Origin of the sequence: Ralstonia pickettii (assembly GCF_016466415.2) — a bacterium.
Classification (GTDB): Bacteria; Pseudomonadota; Gammaproteobacteria; order Burkholderiales; family Burkholderiaceae; genus Ralstonia; species Ralstonia pickettii.
On sequence record NZ_CP066772.2, the window covers coordinates 243,001 to 260,089 of the forward strand.

The following is a 17,089-nucleotide window of genomic DNA, read 5'->3' on the forward strand; positions in this document are numbered from 1 at the left end:
AACCGATCGCTTGATCTGAAAAAATTGGCCGCTGAAATGGAACCCGCGAAGACGACGCCCCAAACCGATGCAGTCACGCTGAGCATCTGCATCCCGACCTACAACCGGGCGCGCTACCTGGACAACCTGCTCGGGGAACTGGCCGCGCAGATTGGCGGGTTGCGACACAGCTACGAACTCCTGATCGGCGACAACTGCTCAAGCGACACCACCGAACAGGTGGTCGCCAAATATCAGGATAAGCTGAACATCCGGTATTTCCGGCGCCCGTCCAACCTGGGTTCGGCCGAAAACCTGAACCAGCTCTACCGCAGCGCGCAGGGCAAATACGTGCTCTACCACGCCGACGACGACCTGCCCATCCTCGTCGAGATCAACAAGAACCTCGAGATCTTTGAGCGCAATGCGGCCGTGGGCGTCATCTTCGCGCCCTGGTTCATCCACGACTTGCCGACCCGGCAGGACATCACGCCCTTCTACCGCCAGGACGACAATTACCTGATCGAGCAGCACGATTACGCCAAGCTGCTGGCGCTGATCCTGTCGCACCACATCTTTCCGGAGATCTACTTGGCGCGCCGCGAAGTGCTCGACCGGCTGTACTTCGCCGCGCCCGAGCATGCGTTCTGGGCATTCGCGCATGCGGCAGAAATGCTCGGGTCGTACGCGCTTTATTTCAGCAAGACACCGTTTTATCGCTCGGTTGCGCGCTACTTTGACGACGAGACGCGCGCCCAGGCAGGCAACGAGGAAGTGAAATACGCATGGGACCGGTATCGCGGCGGCCTGGAATACGTGTTGAGCAAGTTCGCACCCACGTTGGCCCCGAACGAGCGGCAGGAATGGCTGAATGCCATCAACCAGTTCGTGCTCGCGCGTATGAAGGTGGCGCTGCGCTTGCGCACCCAGGAGGGTGGCCACTGGATCGACAACTACTACATCGCCAATCGCATCAAGGCGCTCGGTGAGGTAGGCGATCTGCCCGCGCCGTATGACCTGTACCGCGTCAACGCCGCGTTCGAATACGTCGCCAAGCTCGACCCGTTCAAGCCCGAGCCGCCCAGGTACGCCACCCTGCGCCGCGCGCCGCTTCAGGTCTTGCACCACGCGCACGGCTTTGCCGACACCGAGTTTATGGTGCTCGACGACGATGCCGCCATTCCCCATCACACCGTCATCGTCACGCCGATTCCGATGGACATTGCGGTGCCTGCCGGCCGTGAAGTCCGCTTCGTCTCGGAACTCGAAACACTCGCTAAATTTCCCTGAGTCACTGGTCACGCCCACATGGATCTTTCCAACGCCCATTCCGTCGTCTCGCTGATGAACAGCGTGCTGGCACCGACAAGCGCCGTCGGCGGCAGCACCGCCAGCGGCGAGGCCGGCAAACCCAGTGTCGACTTCGGCTCCGTGCTGAAGTCTTCGCTGGACCGTGTCGACGCTTCACAGCAGAAGGCCGAATCGATCTCCCGCAGCTTTGAAATGGGCAATAACGACGTCGACCTGCACGACGTGATGCTCTCGCTGCAGAAGGCCAACATCGACATGCAGACGGCGGTGCAGGTGCGCAACAAGCTGGTCTCGGCTTACCAAAGCATCATGAGCATGTCGATCTGACATCACGCTGCACCCCACTTTCCACGTGGCGGAGAAGGGTTTCCAGACCTCCTTGCCATTTATATTGTGTTCGATATAATTGTGTCATCGATTTTGGATTGATCTCCCGGCCGACATGTCGCCGACCGGGCTTCCCAATAAGAGGACCCGACCATGAAAACGCTCTACCAGACCCAAGTCACCGCGGAAGGCGGCCGTGCCGGCCACGTTCGTAGCGCCGATGGCACGCTGGATCTGCCCCTTTCGCTACCGCGCGAACTCGGCGGCGCAGGCGGTGCAGCTACGAACCCCGAGCAACTGTTTGCCGCCGGTTATGCCGCCTGCTTCGAAAATGCAGTGCTGCATGTGGCACGTGGCAAGCAGATCAAGCTGGCGTCGACGTCGGTCACGGCCACGGTCGGCATCGGCCCGCGGGAAGACGGCGGCTTTGCGCTGACGGTGTCGCTGTCCGCCACCCTGGGCGGCGTCGATCAGGCGACCGCTGAAGCGCTTGTGGCTGCGGCACATGGCGTATGTCCCTATTCGCATGCCGTCCGTGGCAATATTGACGTCCAATTGAACACGGTCACGCGCTGAGCCTCTTGCTCCGCCCTGTTGGGCCGATGCGGCACTCGCCGCTCGAGCGCCAGACCGTTCCCCCCGGGAGTTTTCCGTGAACGACGTGCTGGCGCTCGATCAGCAGCTCTGCTTTCCTTTGTATGCCGCCGGCCACTTGCTGACGCGCCTCTACCGCCCGCTGCTCGATGAGCTGGGCCTGACCTATCCCCAGTACCTGGTGATGCTGGCGTGCTGGCAGCAGGCGCCATGTGCTGTCGGCGACCTCGGCCGCAGGCTGTACCTCGATACGGGCACGCTGACGCCCCTGCTCAAGCGCCTCGAAGAACAAGGTCTCGTCACGCGTACGCGCGATCCCGATGACCAGCGCCGCGTCGTCATCGAGTTGACCGACGCCGGCCGCGCATTGCGCGAGCGCGCTGCCAAGGTGCCCGAAGCTCTCGCCTGCAAGATTCCGCTGGAATTGGACGAAATTGGCGCCACGCGCGACGTGCTGCGCAAGCTGCTCGACGCTCTGGCCACAGTGGACGACCGCGAATGAGCGCACCCTCCGCTTCCGCCGATCTGGCGCTGGTTGTCATCGCCCGCAATGAAGCCGCCAGCATTGCGCGTTGCCTGCTCAGTGCCAAACCGTTTGTCGATCGCATGGTGGTGCTCGACACAGGCTCCATCGACGACACCGTGGCCATTGCCCAGTCGTGCGGCGCCCTTGTCAGCCACATGGCCTGGACGAACGACTTCTCGGCCGCGCGCAACACCGCGCTGCAGGCAGCCAATGCCGACTGGAACCTTATCCTCGACGCTGACGAATGGCTGGAAAGCGGCGGTGAGCATTTACGCACGCTCAGCGGTGCGGCCCCGTCCGTCGGCGTGGTGTGCGTCAAGAACGATACCGATGCAACCGAATCCGCCAGCCAGTTGATAGCGTGGATTCCGCGGCTGCTGCCGCGTGGCGTGCACTACACGGGGCGCATCCATGAGCAGCCGGTGTCGTCCTTGCCGGCGACGCGCGTGCCGGTCATGGTGCGCCACGACGGCTATACCGCGGCCAAGATGCAGAAGAAAGGCGAGCGCAATACCCAACTGCTGCTGGATGAACTCGCGCATCGGCCAGACGACCCGTACGTGCTGTATCAGCTCGGCAAGGAAACCGAGCTGCATCACGAAGACTACGCAAAGGCCGTGAACTACTACGCGCGCGCCTTCAGCCTGGCGCCCGCAGATGCGCCGTACCGCCGTAACCTGGCGCTGCGTTATGTGTACAGCCTGGGCAAGGCCGACCGCATTGAAGAGGCGCTGGCGCAAGGCGATGTCGCCATCCAGACGTGGCCTGACTTTCCGGATCTGTGCTTTGCGCTGGGACTGGTCTTGCTGGATGCGGCTGCCAAGCAGCCTGATGAGGCGGGGGCGCGGTGGCTACCGCTGGCAGAACAGGTCTTCAACCGCTGCCTCGAGATCGGCGATCAGCCGGAGATGGACGGCAGCGTCATCGGCCGGGGCAGCTTCCTCGCTGCCCAGCAACTGGCGATCGTGTACCAGATGCAGAGCCAAGCGCTCGCACGCAAGTCCGAGCACTATCTGACGCTGTCAAAACAGCTGCAGGACGCGTCGTCTCAATAACGCGCCATGCTGCCGTAAGCGTTGCTGGCGTTGGTGGCACGGCGTGCCGTGTCGATGCGCTTCTGCAGGCGGTCCAGGCGCGGATACACCATGGCGCGCACGCGTGCATCATCTTCCAGAATGCGCACGAGCAGCGTGCGCTTGCGCTCCACGTCGGCACGCGAGAGCTGCGGATGCGGTTCGGAACGGCGCAGCGCATCCACATAGGCGGCGCTTTCGCGTTCCAGCGTACTGACGACTTCCCAGTTACCCACTTCGGCCGCGCTGACCATTTCAGCGGTCAGACTTGCGATGGCTTCGTAGCAGGCGAACAGACTTTCGCTGTCCTTGATCGGGATGTTGCGGTGCATATTGGCTCCAGTTGGGCCGAATTCAGTCAAAGGTCGCTTTACTACAAACGACGTGCAATCAGCTCACAACGCTCAGGTGGCTGTTTGCCGCAGCAGCACCCGGTTGGCCGGCCTGGCCGATGGCGAGCCACGCATCCTGCAGCGGGACCAGCAAAGCATCCACCTCGGCGAGGATCGTCAGATCGTTGTTGGCGTTCGCCAACAGCAGGCGGCGCAGCATGTAGTCGTACAGATTGTTCAGTTGCACGGCAATCTCGCCGCCGCGCTGGTGATCCAGGCTGGCCTGCAGCCCCTGGCCGATGATCGAGATGGCCTTGTCGAACGCCCGCACCTTGGCCAGCACTTCGCCGCGCTGCATGGCGGCACTGGCCAGGTTGATGGCGGCGCGCGCGCCTTCAAACAGCATGGCGATCAGGCGGTGCGGATTGGCGTCTACCACGGACGTCTCGATGCCGACTTGCGCATAGGCACCGATGGCACGGCGTGCAGCGTACATGGAAATGGTCCTCGCTGTGGTCTGTTTGTTTTGGGTTGTGCTCTAAGCCTAAACCCGGCTTAGTTGTTGCTCGAAGTTTGCTTTGTAATGGCCGCAAGCTGCGTCGTCAGGTAATTGCTGGTGTTCGTCATGCTGGCCACCGCGGAGGACAACGCATTGAATTGCGTGTAGTACAGCGCCTGCTTGTTATCCAGGCGCGTCTGCATGGCGGTGATCTGGCTGGCAAGCGAAGTCAGCGAACTGTTGATCGAGTCGGTCTCGTTCTGCAACATGCCGCTGGACGCCAGCAGGTTGTTCATCACCGTGTTGAGTTGGGCAGCGTAACCGCGCTGCACCGTAACCGTGCCGCGAGCGCCCAGCGGGCCTCCCGCAATCTGCACGGTCAGGCCATCCGTGGCGGAACCCGCGATCCCATACAGGCTCTGGCCCGAGCCGGTCGCGGCCGCACCGTTGATGGTGCCCTGCACGTCCACACCATTGGTCGACGTCGGGCTCGAGCCGAAGAGCGACGAAGCCCCCGCGCCCGATACCGACACCGCCGACACCGAGCCAAATTGGCTATCGGTAATGCTCAGCACGCCGCTGGCATTGGCCGACACCGATGCGTTGACTTTGGCGTTTTGTAGCGTGGTCGATGCGTTGATCTGGCTTTGAATCTGCGCGGCCAGGGTCGTCGCGGTGTAGCTGCCGGCCGCCAACGTCACGTTGACCGACATGCCGCTGATGCTGAACGCGAGCGTGTCGTTCACGCCCGCCGTAATGGTCGTGTTTGCGGCGGCCGAACCCGTAAGCGTGCCCTGCGTGGCCAACTGCGTCACGTTGACGGCGTAGCTGCCGGCCTGTGTGGAATCCGAGAACGTCGGCACGCTGACCAGCGAATCGGTGGCCGTGCCGGTACCGGCGAACAAACCGGTAACCTGGCTGGGCGACTTTGCAATGGCCGCCGACAGCTTGGTGTTGTCGACCGACAGGGTGCCGTCGGAATTCATCGTCACGCCCACGCTGCCCAGCGACTGGTAGTTGCCGTTGCCGACCGCCCGGCCCAGCACATCGGTAATCTGATTGATGAGCGTCTTGGTACTCACATCGCCAGCCAGCGGGCCGTTGTTAGCCTTGTTGGCGGTGTCGATGTTGGTGAGCCCGTTCAGTTGCGTACGCAGCGCGTTGTAGCCGTTCACGAAATTGGTGACGGCCGTGGTGGTGGCGGTCGGATCGTTGGCTACCGTCACGTTGGTGCTGCCCGTCTTGGACAGCGTAAACGACGTGCCATCCACCACGTTTGACAACGTGTTGGTCGGGCTTTGCACGGCAATCCCGTTGATGGTGGCCAGGGCATTCCGGCCCGTGGTCACCTCGGTCATGTTCTGCGTGCCGGCCGGATCTTGCGAGAGCAGCGATTGCAGCGTCGAGTCGCCCGACACCGAAATCTTCATCTCCGAGCTGGAACCGCCCGCAGTGGACGTCAGCACCAGACGGTACGGGTTGCCGCTGCCGTCGTTCACGATGCTGGCCGAGACACCCAGGTTGGCCGAGTTGATGGCATCGCGAATGCCCGCCAGCGTGTTGTTGGACGAGTTGATCGTGATCGAGCCCCCCGCCAGGTTGCCGTTCTGCGTGAACGTCGAACCGGTGTACTTGCCGCCGGAAAGCGAGCCGCCCGACACCGTGCCGAACGAGAACGAAATCGTGGTCGATGCGCCGCTGCCGATGGCGGTGGTGGTGGAAGCTTGCCCCTGCGCCGCCAGCACCTGCGATTGCGCAAGCTGCGTGACATTGACCGCGTAGGAACCTGCCGGCGCCGAGCCCGTCACCGACGCGCTCAGCATCGAGGTGTCGTAGCCGCTGGCCTTCATGGCGCTGTAGTTCGACGCGCTGGTCAGGCTCGACAGCGCGGTCTGGAAGGTCGACAGCGCACTCTTGAGCGACCCCACAGCCGACAACTGCGTCTGGTACGAGCTTTGCTGTGTCTGCAGCTGCGTCAGCGGCAGGCTTTCCACCTTCATGAGGCTGGACACCAGCGAGTTGACGTCGATGCTCGTCCCAATACCGGGAATCGAGATCGGCGGTACGTAGCTGCTGGTTGAGGAGGTGGTAGTGGTAGTCGCCATGATCGGGTCCGATAAGCATCTGCGCCGGCGGAAGTCTCTCTACATAACGGCACGGTCCGCAGCTTCTTTAGGGCAGGTTATGCAGGCGCCACCCATGCAGAAGAGGGGTATCCGACAAAAGGAAAAAGGCCGACGCCCCCGAGGAGCGCCGGCCCTTGGCCCAGCCGCAAGACGGCTGGGTGGCATCCAGCTTACTGATTAGCCCTTCAGCAGGCTCAGGATGCTGTTCGGTGCCGAGTTGGCTTGCGCCAGCATCGCCGTACCCGCTTGCTGCAGGATGTTCTGACGGGTCATGTTCGAGGTTTCCGACGCATAGTCCGTATCGATCAAGGACGACTTGGCAGCCGACAGCGCGGTGTTGTTCGACGTCAGCGTGTTGATCGTCGAGTTCAGACCACTTTGCTGAGCACCCAGGTTGGCGCGAGCCGCCTTCAGGTTGGTCAGATCGGTGTCGATGGCCGCCTGTGCGGCGGTCGCGTTGGCAGTCGAGGTCACGCTCGTGCCGCTCAGCGTACCGAAGGTCGACAGGTTGGCGTTGGAGACCGAGGTCACATCGGTCGCCGCATTCTGGCCGTATTGGAACGTCGTGGACGTGACCGAACCGTCGAACAGCTTGTTGCCGTTGTAGTTCGCGTTGGTCTCGATGTTCTTGTTGGCGGTGGCCAGCTTCTGGTATTCCTTGTCCAGGTTGGCCTGGTCGGTGGTCGACAGACCGCCGTTGTTGGCTTCCACAGCCAGTTGGCGCATACGTTGCAGGTTGTTTTCAACCTGGCCCAGGTACGAGTCGGCCGTTTGCAGATACGACATCGCCTGGTTGGAGTTCTGGATACCTTGCGTTTGCGAGTTCAGCGTGGTGGTCAGGCTGGAGGCCACAGCATAAGCGGCGGCATCGTCCTGGGCGCTGTTCACGCGTAGGCCGGTCGACAGACGTTGCAGCGACGTGTGCAGAGCGGACTGCGATTGCGACAGTGCTTGCTGCGTTTGCAGGGACGAGATGTTGGTATTGAGGCTGAGGGACATGACGGCTCCTAAGTTTCCCGATGGTTTGTTGCCCGTGTTTGCTAATTCCGGCTAGGCCGGGCAACGTGACCTGCAACTTGAAGGGGATCAGGTCTGCGTTGTACTCAGGTTATCGGTGGCCGCTGAGGAAAGTTTAGGGTCGCCTTGACAAATTTGTGCGTCGGCGGCGGTTTGGGCTTGCGGCCGCCTGACTTGCGACACCCCTCCAAAAGAGGCGGTGCGCCTGCTTCTTGGCCGGCAGGCCCTCGGCTATACTCGATCGATCAGTTCATAGGCGCCTGCATCTCTCTATATAGAGCGCCACACACGGCACAGATGGGGAGTTGCAAGCCCGCCGGACGGCCCAAGGCCTGCCGGCGGAAATAAGAGCTCGAAGCGAGCCCGCGTTTGACCCGCAACACCCACCATGCTCAATGTCCTGATCGTCGAACCGCACGATATCGCCCGTGTCGGCCTGCGCCAGATCCTCAAGGATTCGCGCCTGGCCCGCCAGATCGAGGCCGTGCCGGACCTGCGCGATGCCAACAACGACCTCCTCGCCCAGCGCGAGTGGGACGTCATGCTCTTCTCGGTGGAATCGGCTACCGGAGACGAATTCCAGACCATCAAGACCGTGCGCCAGCAGCATGCCCGCCTGGCGGTGCTGGCACTGGGCCGGCACCCTGAGGCGCTGCTGGCCGTGCGGGCCCTCAAGGCGGGCGCCGCCGGCTATCTGCCGATGGACGCGAGCCAGCCGCAGCTGCTGGCAGCCGTGAACGCCATCTCCAAGGGCAAGAAATACCTGCCTTCGGACCTTGTGGAAGTCCTGGCCGACAACCTGAATGTCGACTGGGACAAGCCCCGGCACGACATCCTCTCTGACCGCGAATTCCAGACGCTGCGCATGCTCGGCTCCGGCCGCACGCTGGGCGAGATTGCCGAGGCACTGCAGATCAGTGTCAAGACAGTGAGCGTGTATCGGGGGCGCGTGCTCTCGAAGATGAAGCTGCGCAACAACGCCGAGCTGACCATGTACGTGGTCAGCAACAGCTTGCAGATCTGAGCGCGCTATGAGAACCGCGGGACACGCTCGCCGTAACGGCGGGCGTTCTCGCGCACGAGGTCCTGCACCGCTGCCGGCTCCAGCGGCCGCGTCAGCAGATAGCCCTGAAACTCGTCGCAGCCGACTTCGCGCAAAAATTCAAGCTGGCCGAGGGTTTCCACGCCTTCGGCCACGGTCTTCATTCCCATGGCTTGCGCCATCATGATGATGGCCCGCGTGATGGCCGCGCGCTCGACCACGTGCGGCAGGTCTTGCACGAACGACCGGTCGATCTTCAGCGTATCGATCGGGAAGCGGTGCAGATACGACAGCGATGAATATCCGGTACCGAAATCGTCCAGCGCCAGCGATACGCCCATCGCGCGCAGCTCGGTCAGCAGCGCATGCAATGACGGATCGTCGCGAATCAGAATGCCTTCGGTCATCTCCAGTTCCACCGCGTTGCCCGGCAAGCCGCTGGTCAATAGCGCGCCGCGCACCATCCCGCTCAGCTGCCCGGAACTAAATGCCTGCCCCGACAGGTTGATCGACATGCGCAAGTCCGGCAGCCCGATGCGGCGCCAGCGTGCAAGCTGGTCGCAGGCGGCGCGCAGGATCCAGCGATCGATCTCGACGATCAGGCCGGTTTCTTCGGCGTCCTGAATGAACTGGCCGGGCATCATGTGGCCGAAATCGGCCGAGTTCCAGCGGATGAGCGCTTCCACGCTGACGATACGGCCGCTGCGCACATCCACGCGCGGCTGGTAGTCGGCATAGAACTCGTTGCGGTCGCTCGCGCGGCGCAGGCCCGATTCAATGCGGAAGCGGCGCGAGACGCGGTCGTCAAGGTCGCTGGTGAAGGTCTGGAAGTTGTTGCGCCCGCGCTCTTTGGCCAGGTACATGGCGGCGTCGGCCTTGCGCAGCAGCGTGTTCGGATCGTCGCCGTCGTGCGGTGCCACGGCAATGCCGATCGACACGCCCAGATACAGCTCCTGCCCTTCGATATGGAACGGCGCGCTGATGGCCGAGAGGATGCGCTCGGCCACGCGCCGCGTGCCCAGGCCATCGAGCGCTTCGAGCATGACGACAAATTCATCGCCGCCCAGGCGCGCAACGGTGTCGGCTTCACGCGCGCAGGCCTGCAGGCGGGCTGCCACTTCACGCAGCAGCATGTCGCCAAACTGGTGGCCCAGCGTGTCGTTGACGTTCTTGAAACGATCCAGGTCGAGAAACATGACCGAGACGCGCGACTGGTTGCGGCGCGCAAGCGCCAGCGCGTGCTCCAGCCGGTCTTCCAGCGCGGAGCGGTTCAGCAGGCCCGTGAGCGTATCGTGCGTAGCGAGATGCCGGATGCGCTGCTGCGCTTCGCGGATCTGCGTGATGTCGACCAGCGACACCAGCACCGAATAGGGCGTGGCGCTGGCTTCCGAGGCGCGCGCCGAGGCCGTCATCGAATGGCTGCCATCGGCAAACAGTGGCGTCCAGTTGCTGGAAACCCACACCGTGCGGCCATCCACACAGTGCATTCCGAAAATCTGGTTCAACTGCGGCTGGCCCTCGGCGATCACGTCCTGATCGGGCCAGTCCGCCTCGTGGATGGAGGCGTCGAATTCGTCCACGGCAGAGGTGACCACCGTGGGCAGCAGGCGCCCCACTAGCGCATCCACCGGCAAACCCAGCAGCCGTGCGGCGCTCGGGTTGGCATAGGTGACGCGGCGATCCGCCCCGCACACGAGGATGCCCTCCGTCAGCGCATTGACCATCGACAGCAGGTCCAGCTTCGGGCAGAAGCTCGGCAGTGCGCCGCGTGCAGGACAGTCGGCCGACAAGCCATCGGCATCGACGAGCGCAAAGTCAACACGGGAGGGAAAGGGCAAGGAATTCAAGGCGGCTTCCGACAAGGCAACGCAGATATGCAGGGCCGGAACGTGCCGGCGCCTTCCCTCATTACAACGGCAAGCGCGGGTAAATCTTTCGGGCCAACGTCACTTTTTGGCGTGACCGCGCGCCGGCAGGGATGGGAGTGCACTGGGGGAAGCCTCATCACCCTAAAAAGTGCCTCATAATTTACTTATGACACGACCGACGGGCTACCCCGTCCACCGCAAACGCCCGAGATAAGCGGGATTGACCGCGTTTCTTGCTGGAATGAGCTGGACAGAGGTGGGGAAGAATGCCATCCGAGAACCCGACTCTGTGCGTTGCGTTGTTTCACGGTGACTTGCGCGACGTGAGCCGGGAAAGCCCACCCCCCTTCGTCCCCGAGTGATCCCCATGGCTGAAGCTGCTGCTGCCACTACCGCCCCCGCCCCCGCAAAGGGCGGCTCCACCAAGCTGCTGCTGATCATCCTGATCGTGCTCCTGCTCTTCGGCATGGGCGGCGGCGCCGCCTGGTTCTTCCTCGGAGGCGGCAATCACGCCGCGTCCGGCCCCGCCGCTCCGTCCAAGCCCAAAGAGCCGGTGTTCGTGCCGATGGAAACCTTGACCGTCAATCTGCAGCCCGAAGAGGGCAACGACCGTTACCTGCAGATCGGCATCACGTTCAAGAGTTTCGACAAACATGCCGAGGAGCAGATCAAGACCTACACGCCCGAACTGCGCAGCAAGGTCCTGATGCTGCTGGCCAGCAAGACGCCCACCGAGCTGTATCCGGCAGATGGCAAGGTCAAGCTGGCCAAGGAAATCGTTGAACTGTGCGAACACGTCTTCAAGGCTGTCGGCAAGGAATCGCCGGTGGCGGACGTCTTGTTCACCAACTTTGTGATCCAGTGACATGCTCAAGGAAGAGTTTCTTTCCCAGGAGGAAATCGACGCGCTCCTGAAGGGCGTGTCCGATGACGCGGACGACGACCCCGTCGAAGCCGCCGACCCCTCGGGCATACGCTCGTACAACCTGGGCTCGCAGGAGCGCATCGTCCGCGGGCGCATGCCCACGCTCGAAATCATCAACGAGCGGTTCGCGCGCAACTGGCGCATCGGGCTGTTCAACTTCATGCGGCGCAACGCGGAGATCTCCGTCGGGCCGGTGAAGGTGCAGAAGTACAGCGAGTTCATCCGCAACCTGGTGGTGCCGACTTCGCTCAACCTCGTGCACGTCAAGCCGCTGCGCGGCACGGCGCTGTTCGTGTTCGACCCCAACCTCATCTTCCTGGTGGTCGACAACCTGTTCGGTGGCGATGGCCGCTTCCACATGCGCGTGGAAGGCCGCGACTTTACCGACGTCGAGCAGCGCATCATCCAGCGCATGCTGCATCTCGTGTTCGAGCATTACGCCAAGGCGTGGCAGCCGGTCTACCCGATCGATTTTGAATTCCTGCGCATGGAAATGCACACCGAGTTCGCCAACGTGGCTACGCCCAATGAAGTGGTGATCACCACCAGCTTCAGCATCGAACTGGGCAGCAACGGCGGCGACGTGCACATCTGCATGCCCTACACCATGATCGAGCCGATCCGCGACCGGCTCACTTCCGCCATCCAGGGCGAAGCGCTGGAAGTGGACAAACGCTGGCTGCGGCTGCTGTCGCAACAGGTGCAGACCGCCGAGGTCGAACTGATTGCCGACCTCGCCACGGCCAAGGTGCAGGTGTCCGACATCCTGAACATGAAGGTGGGCGACGTCATTCCGCTGGAGCTGGATGACTGCGTGACCGCCAAGGTAGACGGCGTGCCCGTCATGGAATGCAACTACGGCACGTTCAACGGCCAATACGCGCTGCGGGTCAACCGCATGCTGAATATGAGCGGCAGCGAGTCTGCCACGGAGTCTGACGATGACAACTGAACCGACCATGAACCCCGAAGCCAACGCCGACGACATCGATGTCGAGATGACGATGGAAGAGGCCATGGCCTTGGAAGCCGCGCAGCGTGCCGCGGCCAACCCGCCGGCTGCCGCGCCCGCTGCCGCCGAATCCAGCCCGGTGTTCAAGCCCCTGACGGCCGACGGCCTGGGCGGCGCCCAGCGCAACGACATCGACATGATCCTGGACATCCCCGTGCAGTTGACGGTGGAGCTGGGCCGCACCAAGGTGCCCATCAAGAACCTGCTCCAGCTTGCACAAGGTTCGGTGGTGGAACTCGACGCACTGGCCGGTGAGCCGATGGATGTCCTTGTCAACGGCTACCTGATCGCCCAAGGTGAAGTGGTGGTGGTCAACGAAAAATTCGGCATCCGCCTGACCGACATCATCACGCCGTCGGAACGCATCCGTAAATTGAACCGTTAATCCACACCAGTAAGTGCGCCATCGAGCGGCACCCTGACAGCAACCAGTGCTCCCCCCGGGCAAGGTGTTGAAATGAACCATGCAGTGGATTGGGCCCGCACCCTAGGCGGGCTGTTTGTAGTATTGGCGATGATCGTGGCGGCCGGCTGGCTGCTGCGCCGCCTGCAGCAGCGCGCGGGCATGGGCCCCGCGGGTTTGGGCCGGCGCCGCAGCCAGGTGATCACCGTGGTCGCCCAGCAGATGCTGGGCGCGCGCGAGAAGGTCGTCGTCGTTGATGTGGAAGGCACATGGCTCGTGCTGGGCGTCACGCAGCAGCACGTGCAAACGCTCCACACGCTGCCGCGCCCCGCAGAAGCCGCTTCCACGCCGGACGACCCATCCGGCGACGGCACGTCAGGCTCCGGCAAGCCACCCCGCTTTGCCGATGCACTGTCCATCCAGCTCAAGCGTCACCTGACGGGAAAGTCGGAATGAACGTGCGTACCTTCCTCCGTTGCCTGATTGCGTTGGCGCTGCTGGGCGCTGCGCCCGCCGTGTTCGCACAAGCGCAACCCGGTCTGCCGCTGCTCACAGGCACCGCCGGCGGCCAGAGCTATTCGCTGCCCGTGCAGACGCTGGTCTTCCTGACGTCGCTCGGGTTTCTGCCGGCCATCATCCTGATGATGAGCAGCTTCACGCGCATCATCATCGTGCTGTCGCTGCTGCGCCATGCGCTCGGCACGCAAACCTCGCCGCCCAACCAGGTGCTGATCGGGCTGGCGCTGTTCCTCACGTTTTTCGTCATGTCGCCGGTGCTCGACAAGGTGTACACCGACGCCTATGTGCCGTTGCGTGACAGCAAGATCACCGTCGAGCAGGCCATGGACACGGCCGCCACGCCGCTGCGCCAGTTCATGCTCAAGCAGACGCGCGAGCCCGACCTCGCCCTGTTCGTCAAGATGGGCAACATGCCGGCCATCGCCTCGCCCGAGCAAACGCCCATGCGTGCGCTCATCCCGGCCTTTGTCACGAGCGAGCTGAAAAGCGCGTTCCAGATCGGGTTTGCCATCTTCATCCCGTTCCTGGTGATCGACATCGTGGTGGCGGCCGTGCTGATGTCGATGGGGATGATGATGGTCACGCCGTCGATCTTCTCGCTGCCATTCAAGATCATGCTGTTCGTGCTGGTGGATGGCTGGCACCTGCTGCTGGGCTCGCTGGCCCAGAGCTTTGTGCAATGAGCGTCGATAGGAAACCGACATGACCCCCGAGTACGTTCTCGATATGGCCCGTCAGGCCATGCAGGTCGCCATGATGGTCGGCGCGCCGATGTTGCTGGTGTCGCTCGTGGTCGGGCTGCTCGTGGCGGTGTTCCAGGCGGCCACGCAGCTCAACGAGCAGACGCTGTCGTTCATCCCCAAGCTGCTGGCCGTGGCTGCCACGATGGTGCTGGCCGGCCCGTGGATCGTCGCGGTCATCGTCGACTACACGCGCGGGGTGCTGACCAACATTCCCAACTACGTGAATTGACGTCAGCCAGCTGACGCAGCCGCCCAATCCACGATGATCCAATTCACCGCCACGCAGCTCAACGGCTGGATCGCCATGTACTGGTGGCCGCTGGTGCGCGTGCTGGCATTCATCGCCATTGCACCGCCGTTTGCCAATACCGAGATCCCGACGTCCATCAAGGTGGCGTTCGGCGTGGTCATCACGGTGGCGCTGGCGCCCATGCTGCCGGTGCCCGCAGGCGTGTCGGTGGGCTCCTATGAGGGGCTGTGGATCACGCTGGTTCAGGTGTTGATCGGGCTGGTGCTTGGCTTTTGTGTGCAACTCGTGTTTTCCGCCATCAGCGGTGCTGGCGAGGTGATGTCGGTGCAGATGGGTCTGGGTTTCGCCTCGCTGCTCGACCCGACGCAGACCGAGAGCAGCATGCTGCTTGGCCGCTTCCTCAGCCTCACGGCCGTCACCGCGTTCATTGCCGGCGACGGCCATCTCGTGCTCCTGCACGCCCTGTTCGACAGTTTCACCGCCCTGCCCGTCTCGGCGGCGCCGCTGGGCAACCCGGGCTGGCAGACGCTGGCCGGCGGCGGCACGATCGTCTTTGCGCTCGCCCTGCGCATCGCCCTGCCCATCATCGCGATCATGATGATCGTCAACCTCGGCTTTGCCGTGCTCTCGCGCACGGCGCAGGCGCTCAACCCGTTTGCCGTGGGCATCGCCGCCACGCTGGTGGTGGGGCTGATGCTCGTCATGGTGATGATGACGTCGCTTGCGCCGGTGGTGGAACGGTCGGTGATGGATGCGCTGGACCTCGGTGGGCGGGCGTTCAGCCAGTTCAGCACCCTGCCTCGATAGGCAGCGCGCGCAGCCGCAGCACTGCCCGCCGCGCGTGCGATGATCGCGGTATTCCGCCGACCGATCTTCAAGGGAGTCTCACCACATGAGCCGCCGCGTTCTTGTGACGGGTGCCAGCCGCGGCATTGGCCGCGCCATCGCCTACCAACTCGCCTCCGACGGGTTTGACGTATCCGTGCATTGCCGCAGCGGCCGTGCCGAGGCCGACGCCATCGTCGCAGATATCCAAGCAAACAAGGGCAGCGCCCGCGTGCTGCAGTTCGACGTGCGCGACCGCGCCGCCTGCCGCACCCAGCTCGACGCCGACGTTGAGGCCCACGGCGCCTACTACGGCATCGTCCTGTGTGCAGGCGTCACGCGCGACGCCGCCTTCCCTGCCCTGACCGACGAAGACTGGGACATCGTCCTCGAGACCGGCCTGGATGGGTTCTACAACGTCGTCCACCCGCTCACCATGCCGATGGTGCGTGCGCGCAAGGGCGGGCGCATCGTCACCATCGCGTCCGTCTCCGGGGTGATGGGCAATCGCGGGCAGGTCAACTACAGCGCCGCCAAGGCCGGGCTGATCGGTGCCACCAAGGCGCTGGCCGTCGAGCTTGCGTCACGCAAGATCACCGTCAACTGTGTGGCGCCCGGGCTGATCGAAACGGACATGCTCGCCCACATGGAACACGTGGACCAAGCCCTGCAGGCCGTCCCGATGCAGCGGGTCGGACAGCCTGCGGAAGTGGCTGCAGTGGTCGGTTTCCTGATGTCGGATGCGGCGTCGTACGTCACGCGGCAAGTGATCGGCGTGAATGGCGGGATGGTGTGACGCGGAGGGCGGCCCCGCTGGGCGCCGCGCCCACGCTCCAGCATCACTTCACGCGCCAACTGGCGAGGCGCTCCGCGCTGCGCATGCATGTCGTCCTGATCGTGCTGTGGTCGCTGCGTGGGGTGTGGCGTGCAACAAGCTGCTGCGCTGCGCCCGTTCTCTACCGGCGGCGCGCCAGCAGATCGTCCACCACCGGCACCACCGCCAGCAGCATCAGAATCGACGCCAGCGGAATCGTGGCGGCATAGCCCAGATGCTTGAAGCCCAACGCGCCCACCACGCCGCCCACAAAGAACATCCCGAGCAGGGACGCCAGCAGCCGCAGCTTGGGCTGGTTGGCCACCACAGCGGGCAGATTGTGGTGCCCATGGTTCCAATACAGCGCCTTGCCGATTTCGATGCCGATGTCGGTGGCCAGACCGGTCACGTGCGTGGTGCGGATCTCCGCCTTCGAAATCTTGGTGATGATGGCGTTCTGCAGCCCCATCAGGAAGCACAGCAATGCCACGGTAGCCGGCACGAACACGACCCGGTATTGCCCGAGCGTTGTGCCCATCAGGCCGAAGAGCAGCAGCAGCGCGGCCTCCAGCATGAGCGGCAGCGCGAATTCACTCTGCGTGCTGCGGCGGCGCCCCCAGTTGACGAGCACCGCCGTACACGCCGCGCCGCACAGAAACGCCAGCAGCGAAGCAAGGCCTGCAAACACAAGGACAACGTCGCCCAGCACGAGGTCGTCGGCGATCGCCGAGACGATGCCGGACATGTGCGAGGTGTATTGCTTGACGGCGAGGAATCCGCCTGCGTTGGCGGCGCCCGCCACGAAGGCCAGTGACTGACCGAGGCGCCGGTTGGCGTCTTCTGAGCGTTCCGGGCTGGTCAGGCGGCGAAGATACTGGATGGGCATGACCAGTCCTGACGGTAG

At 63.5% G+C, this 17,089-nt stretch carries 20 protein-coding genes; 14 read left to right on the forward strand and 6 right to left on the reverse strand.

Annotated elements, in window-relative coordinates:
- The first annotated feature begins 36 nt into the window (after positions 1-36).
- The 5 genes from RP6297_RS17305 (at position 37) to RP6297_RS17325 (ending at position 3,792) form a co-directional block, all read left to right on the forward strand.
- Positions 37-1,269, forward strand: coding sequence for a glycosyltransferase family 2 protein (locus RP6297_RS17305; RefSeq protein ID WP_009239988.1), 1,233 nt, complete (start codon positions 37-39; stop codon positions 1,267-1,269).
- An 18-nt stretch (positions 1,270-1,287) separates the two neighbouring features.
- On the forward strand, positions 1,288-1,617 hold the full coding sequence (fliE, locus tag RP6297_RS17310) for a flagellar hook-basal body complex protein FliE (protein ID WP_009239989.1): 330 nt from the start codon (positions 1,288-1,290) through the stop codon (positions 1,615-1,617).
- Positions 1,618-1,770: 153 nt separating this feature from the next.
- Positions 1,771-2,193 carry an organic hydroperoxide resistance protein gene (locus RP6297_RS17315; RefSeq protein ID WP_009239990.1) on the forward strand — a complete coding sequence of 141 codons (423 nt, stop codon included), beginning with the start codon at positions 1,771-1,773 and terminating at the stop codon, positions 2,191-2,193.
- A gap of 76 nt (positions 2,194-2,269) precedes the next feature.
- Positions 2,270-2,713 (forward strand): MarR family winged helix-turn-helix transcriptional regulator, encoded by a 444-nt coding sequence (locus RP6297_RS17320; RefSeq protein ID WP_009239991.1) that lies wholly within the window; start codon positions 2,270-2,272, stop codon positions 2,711-2,713.
- Positions 2,710-3,792 carry a glycosyltransferase family 2 protein gene (locus RP6297_RS17325; RefSeq protein WP_009239992.1) on the forward strand — a complete coding sequence of 361 codons (1,083 nt, stop codon included), beginning with the start codon at positions 2,710-2,712 and terminating at the stop codon, positions 3,790-3,792. The genes RP6297_RS17320 and RP6297_RS17325 overlap by 4 nt, the downstream gene beginning before the upstream one ends.
- On the opposite strand, the gene RP6297_RS17330 is transcribed toward RP6297_RS17325, so the two are convergent.
- From RP6297_RS17330 to RP6297_RS17345, 4 genes are all read right to left on the reverse strand, one after another.
- Positions 3,786-4,142 carry a flagellar protein FliT gene (locus RP6297_RS17330; RefSeq protein WP_009239993.1) on the reverse strand — a complete coding sequence of 119 codons (357 nt, stop codon included), beginning with the start codon at positions 4,140-4,142 and terminating at the stop codon, positions 3,786-3,788. The two genes, RP6297_RS17325 and RP6297_RS17330, sit on opposite strands and share 7 nt — an antisense overlap.
- 58 nt (positions 4,143-4,200) lie before the next feature.
- The gene (gene fliS / locus RP6297_RS17335) at positions 4,201-4,638 is read right to left on the reverse strand and encodes a flagellar export chaperone FliS (RefSeq protein ID WP_009239994.1); all 438 of its coding nucleotides are present in this window, start codon (positions 4,636-4,638) and stop codon (positions 4,201-4,203) included.
- 59 nt (positions 4,639-4,697) lie between these two features.
- Positions 4,698-6,746, reverse strand: coding sequence for a flagellar filament capping protein FliD (fliD, locus tag RP6297_RS17340; protein ID WP_009239995.1), 2,049 nt, complete (start codon positions 6,744-6,746; stop codon positions 4,698-4,700).
- A gap of 198 nt (positions 6,747-6,944) precedes the next feature.
- Positions 6,945-7,766: a flagellin N-terminal helical domain-containing protein gene (locus RP6297_RS17345; RefSeq protein WP_009239996.1), complete on the reverse strand. Its 822-nt coding sequence runs from the start codon at positions 7,764-7,766 to the stop codon at positions 6,945-6,947.
- Positions 7,767-8,172: 406 nt separating this feature from the next.
- Between RP6297_RS17345 and RP6297_RS17350 the strand changes: the two genes are divergently transcribed.
- Positions 8,173-8,808: a LuxR C-terminal-related transcriptional regulator gene (locus RP6297_RS17350; protein WP_009239997.1), complete on the forward strand. Its 636-nt coding sequence runs from the start codon at positions 8,173-8,175 to the stop codon at positions 8,806-8,808.
- A 5-nt stretch (positions 8,809-8,813) separates the two neighbouring features.
- Here RP6297_RS17350 and RP6297_RS17355 read toward each other — a convergent pair whose 3' ends face one another.
- Positions 8,814-10,550 (reverse strand): sensor domain-containing protein, encoded by a 1,737-nt coding sequence (locus RP6297_RS17355; RefSeq protein ID WP_037028892.1) that lies wholly within the window; start codon positions 10,548-10,550, stop codon positions 8,814-8,816.
- Between the two features lie 511 nt (positions 10,551-11,061).
- Between RP6297_RS17355 and fliL the strand changes: the two genes are divergently transcribed.
- The 8 genes from fliL to RP6297_RS17395 all read left to right on the forward strand — a co-directional run bounded on the left by fliL (position 11,062) and on the right by RP6297_RS17395 (position 16,167).
- Positions 11,062-11,559 carry a flagellar basal body-associated protein FliL gene (gene fliL, locus RP6297_RS17360; protein WP_009239999.1) on the forward strand — a complete coding sequence of 166 codons (498 nt, stop codon included), beginning with the start codon at positions 11,062-11,064 and terminating at the stop codon, positions 11,557-11,559.
- Between the two features lies 1 nt (position 11,560).
- Positions 11,561-12,571: a flagellar motor switch protein FliM gene (fliM, locus tag RP6297_RS17365; protein ID WP_009240000.1), complete on the forward strand. Its 1,011-nt coding sequence runs from the start codon at positions 11,561-11,563 to the stop codon at positions 12,569-12,571.
- Positions 12,561-13,016 (forward strand): flagellar motor switch protein FliN, encoded by a 456-nt coding sequence (gene fliN / locus RP6297_RS17370; RefSeq protein ID WP_004631438.1) that lies wholly within the window; start codon positions 12,561-12,563, stop codon positions 13,014-13,016. Before fliM ends, fliN begins: the two co-directional genes overlap by 11 nt.
- 72 nt (positions 13,017-13,088) lie before the next feature.
- Positions 13,089-13,490 carry a flagellar biosynthetic protein FliO gene (fliO, locus tag RP6297_RS17375; RefSeq protein WP_004631437.1) on the forward strand — a complete coding sequence of 134 codons (402 nt, stop codon included), beginning with the start codon at positions 13,089-13,091 and terminating at the stop codon, positions 13,488-13,490.
- Positions 13,487-14,236: a flagellar type III secretion system pore protein FliP gene (gene fliP, locus RP6297_RS17380; RefSeq protein ID WP_009240001.1), complete on the forward strand. Its 750-nt coding sequence runs from the start codon at positions 13,487-13,489 to the stop codon at positions 14,234-14,236. The genes fliO and fliP overlap by 4 nt, the downstream gene beginning before the upstream one ends.
- A 19-nt stretch (positions 14,237-14,255) precedes the next feature.
- Positions 14,256-14,525, forward strand: coding sequence for a flagellar biosynthesis protein FliQ (gene fliQ, locus RP6297_RS17385; RefSeq protein ID WP_004631435.1), 270 nt, complete (start codon positions 14,256-14,258; stop codon positions 14,523-14,525).
- A 33-nt stretch (positions 14,526-14,558) separates the two neighbouring features.
- Positions 14,559-15,353 carry a flagellar biosynthetic protein FliR gene (fliR, locus tag RP6297_RS17390; protein ID WP_009240002.1) on the forward strand — a complete coding sequence of 265 codons (795 nt, stop codon included), beginning with the start codon at positions 14,559-14,561 and terminating at the stop codon, positions 15,351-15,353.
- A gap of 85 nt (positions 15,354-15,438) precedes the next feature.
- Complete coding sequence (locus RP6297_RS17395; protein WP_009240003.1) at positions 15,439-16,167, forward strand: 3-ketoacyl-ACP reductase FabG2; 729 nt, start codon at positions 15,439-15,441, stop codon at positions 16,165-16,167.
- 160 nt (positions 16,168-16,327) lie between these two features.
- On the opposite strand, the gene RP6297_RS17400 is transcribed toward RP6297_RS17395, so the two are convergent.
- Positions 16,328-17,071, reverse strand: a complete 744-nt coding sequence (locus RP6297_RS17400; protein ID WP_009240004.1) for a YoaK family protein — start codon at positions 17,069-17,071, stop codon at positions 16,328-16,330.
- Between the last annotated feature and the right edge of the window lie 18 nt (positions 17,072-17,089).

Bases quoted from the DNA above. Each gene is read 5' to 3' on its own strand.
- RP6297_RS17305 (WP_009239988.1), top strand. From the start codon at position 37: ATGGAACCCGCGAAGACGACGCCCCAAACCGATGCAGTCACGCTGAGC.
- fliE (WP_009239989.1), top strand. From the start codon at position 1,288: ATGGATCTTTCCAACGCCCATTCCGTCGTCTCGCTGATGAACAGCGTG.
- RP6297_RS17315 (WP_009239990.1), top strand. From the start codon at position 1,771: ATGAAAACGCTCTACCAGACCCAAGTCACCGCGGAAGGCGGCCGTGCC.
- RP6297_RS17325 (WP_009239992.1), top strand. From the start codon at position 2,710: ATGAGCGCACCCTCCGCTTCCGCCGATCTGGCGCTGGTTGTCATCGCC.
- RP6297_RS17330 (WP_009239993.1), bottom strand. From the start codon at position 4,142: ATGCACCGCAACATCCCGATCAAGGACAGCGAAAGTCTGTTCGCCTGC.
- fliS (WP_009239994.1), bottom strand. From the start codon at position 4,638: ATGTACGCTGCACGCCGTGCCATCGGTGCCTATGCGCAAGTCGGCATC.
- fliD (WP_009239995.1), bottom strand. From the start codon at position 6,746: ATGGCGACTACCACTACCACCTCCTCAACCAGCAGCTACGTACCGCCG.
- RP6297_RS17345 (WP_009239996.1), bottom strand. From the start codon at position 7,766: ATGTCCCTCAGCCTCAATACCAACATCTCGTCCCTGCAAACGCAGCAA.
- RP6297_RS17350 (WP_009239997.1), top strand. From the start codon at position 8,173: ATGCTCAATGTCCTGATCGTCGAACCGCACGATATCGCCCGTGTCGGC.
- RP6297_RS17355 (WP_037028892.1), bottom strand. From the start codon at position 10,550: ATGGTCAATGCGCTGACGGAGGGCATCCTCGTGTGCGGGGCGGATCGC.
- fliL (WP_009239999.1), top strand. From the start codon at position 11,062: ATGGCTGAAGCTGCTGCTGCCACTACCGCCCCCGCCCCCGCAAAGGGC.
- fliM (WP_009240000.1), top strand. From the start codon at position 11,561: ATGCTCAAGGAAGAGTTTCTTTCCCAGGAGGAAATCGACGCGCTCCTG.
- fliN (WP_004631438.1), top strand. From the start codon at position 12,561: ATGACAACTGAACCGACCATGAACCCCGAAGCCAACGCCGACGACATC.
- fliO (WP_004631437.1), top strand. From the start codon at position 13,089: ATGAACCATGCAGTGGATTGGGCCCGCACCCTAGGCGGGCTGTTTGTA.
- fliP (WP_009240001.1), top strand. From the start codon at position 13,487: ATGAACGTGCGTACCTTCCTCCGTTGCCTGATTGCGTTGGCGCTGCTG.
- fliQ (WP_004631435.1), top strand. From the start codon at position 14,256: ATGACCCCCGAGTACGTTCTCGATATGGCCCGTCAGGCCATGCAGGTC.
- fliR (WP_009240002.1), top strand. From the start codon at position 14,559: ATGATCCAATTCACCGCCACGCAGCTCAACGGCTGGATCGCCATGTAC.
- RP6297_RS17395 (WP_009240003.1), top strand. From the start codon at position 15,439: ATGAGCCGCCGCGTTCTTGTGACGGGTGCCAGCCGCGGCATTGGCCGC.
- RP6297_RS17400 (WP_009240004.1), bottom strand. From the start codon at position 17,071: ATGCCCATCCAGTATCTTCGCCGCCTGACCAGCCCGGAACGCTCAGAA.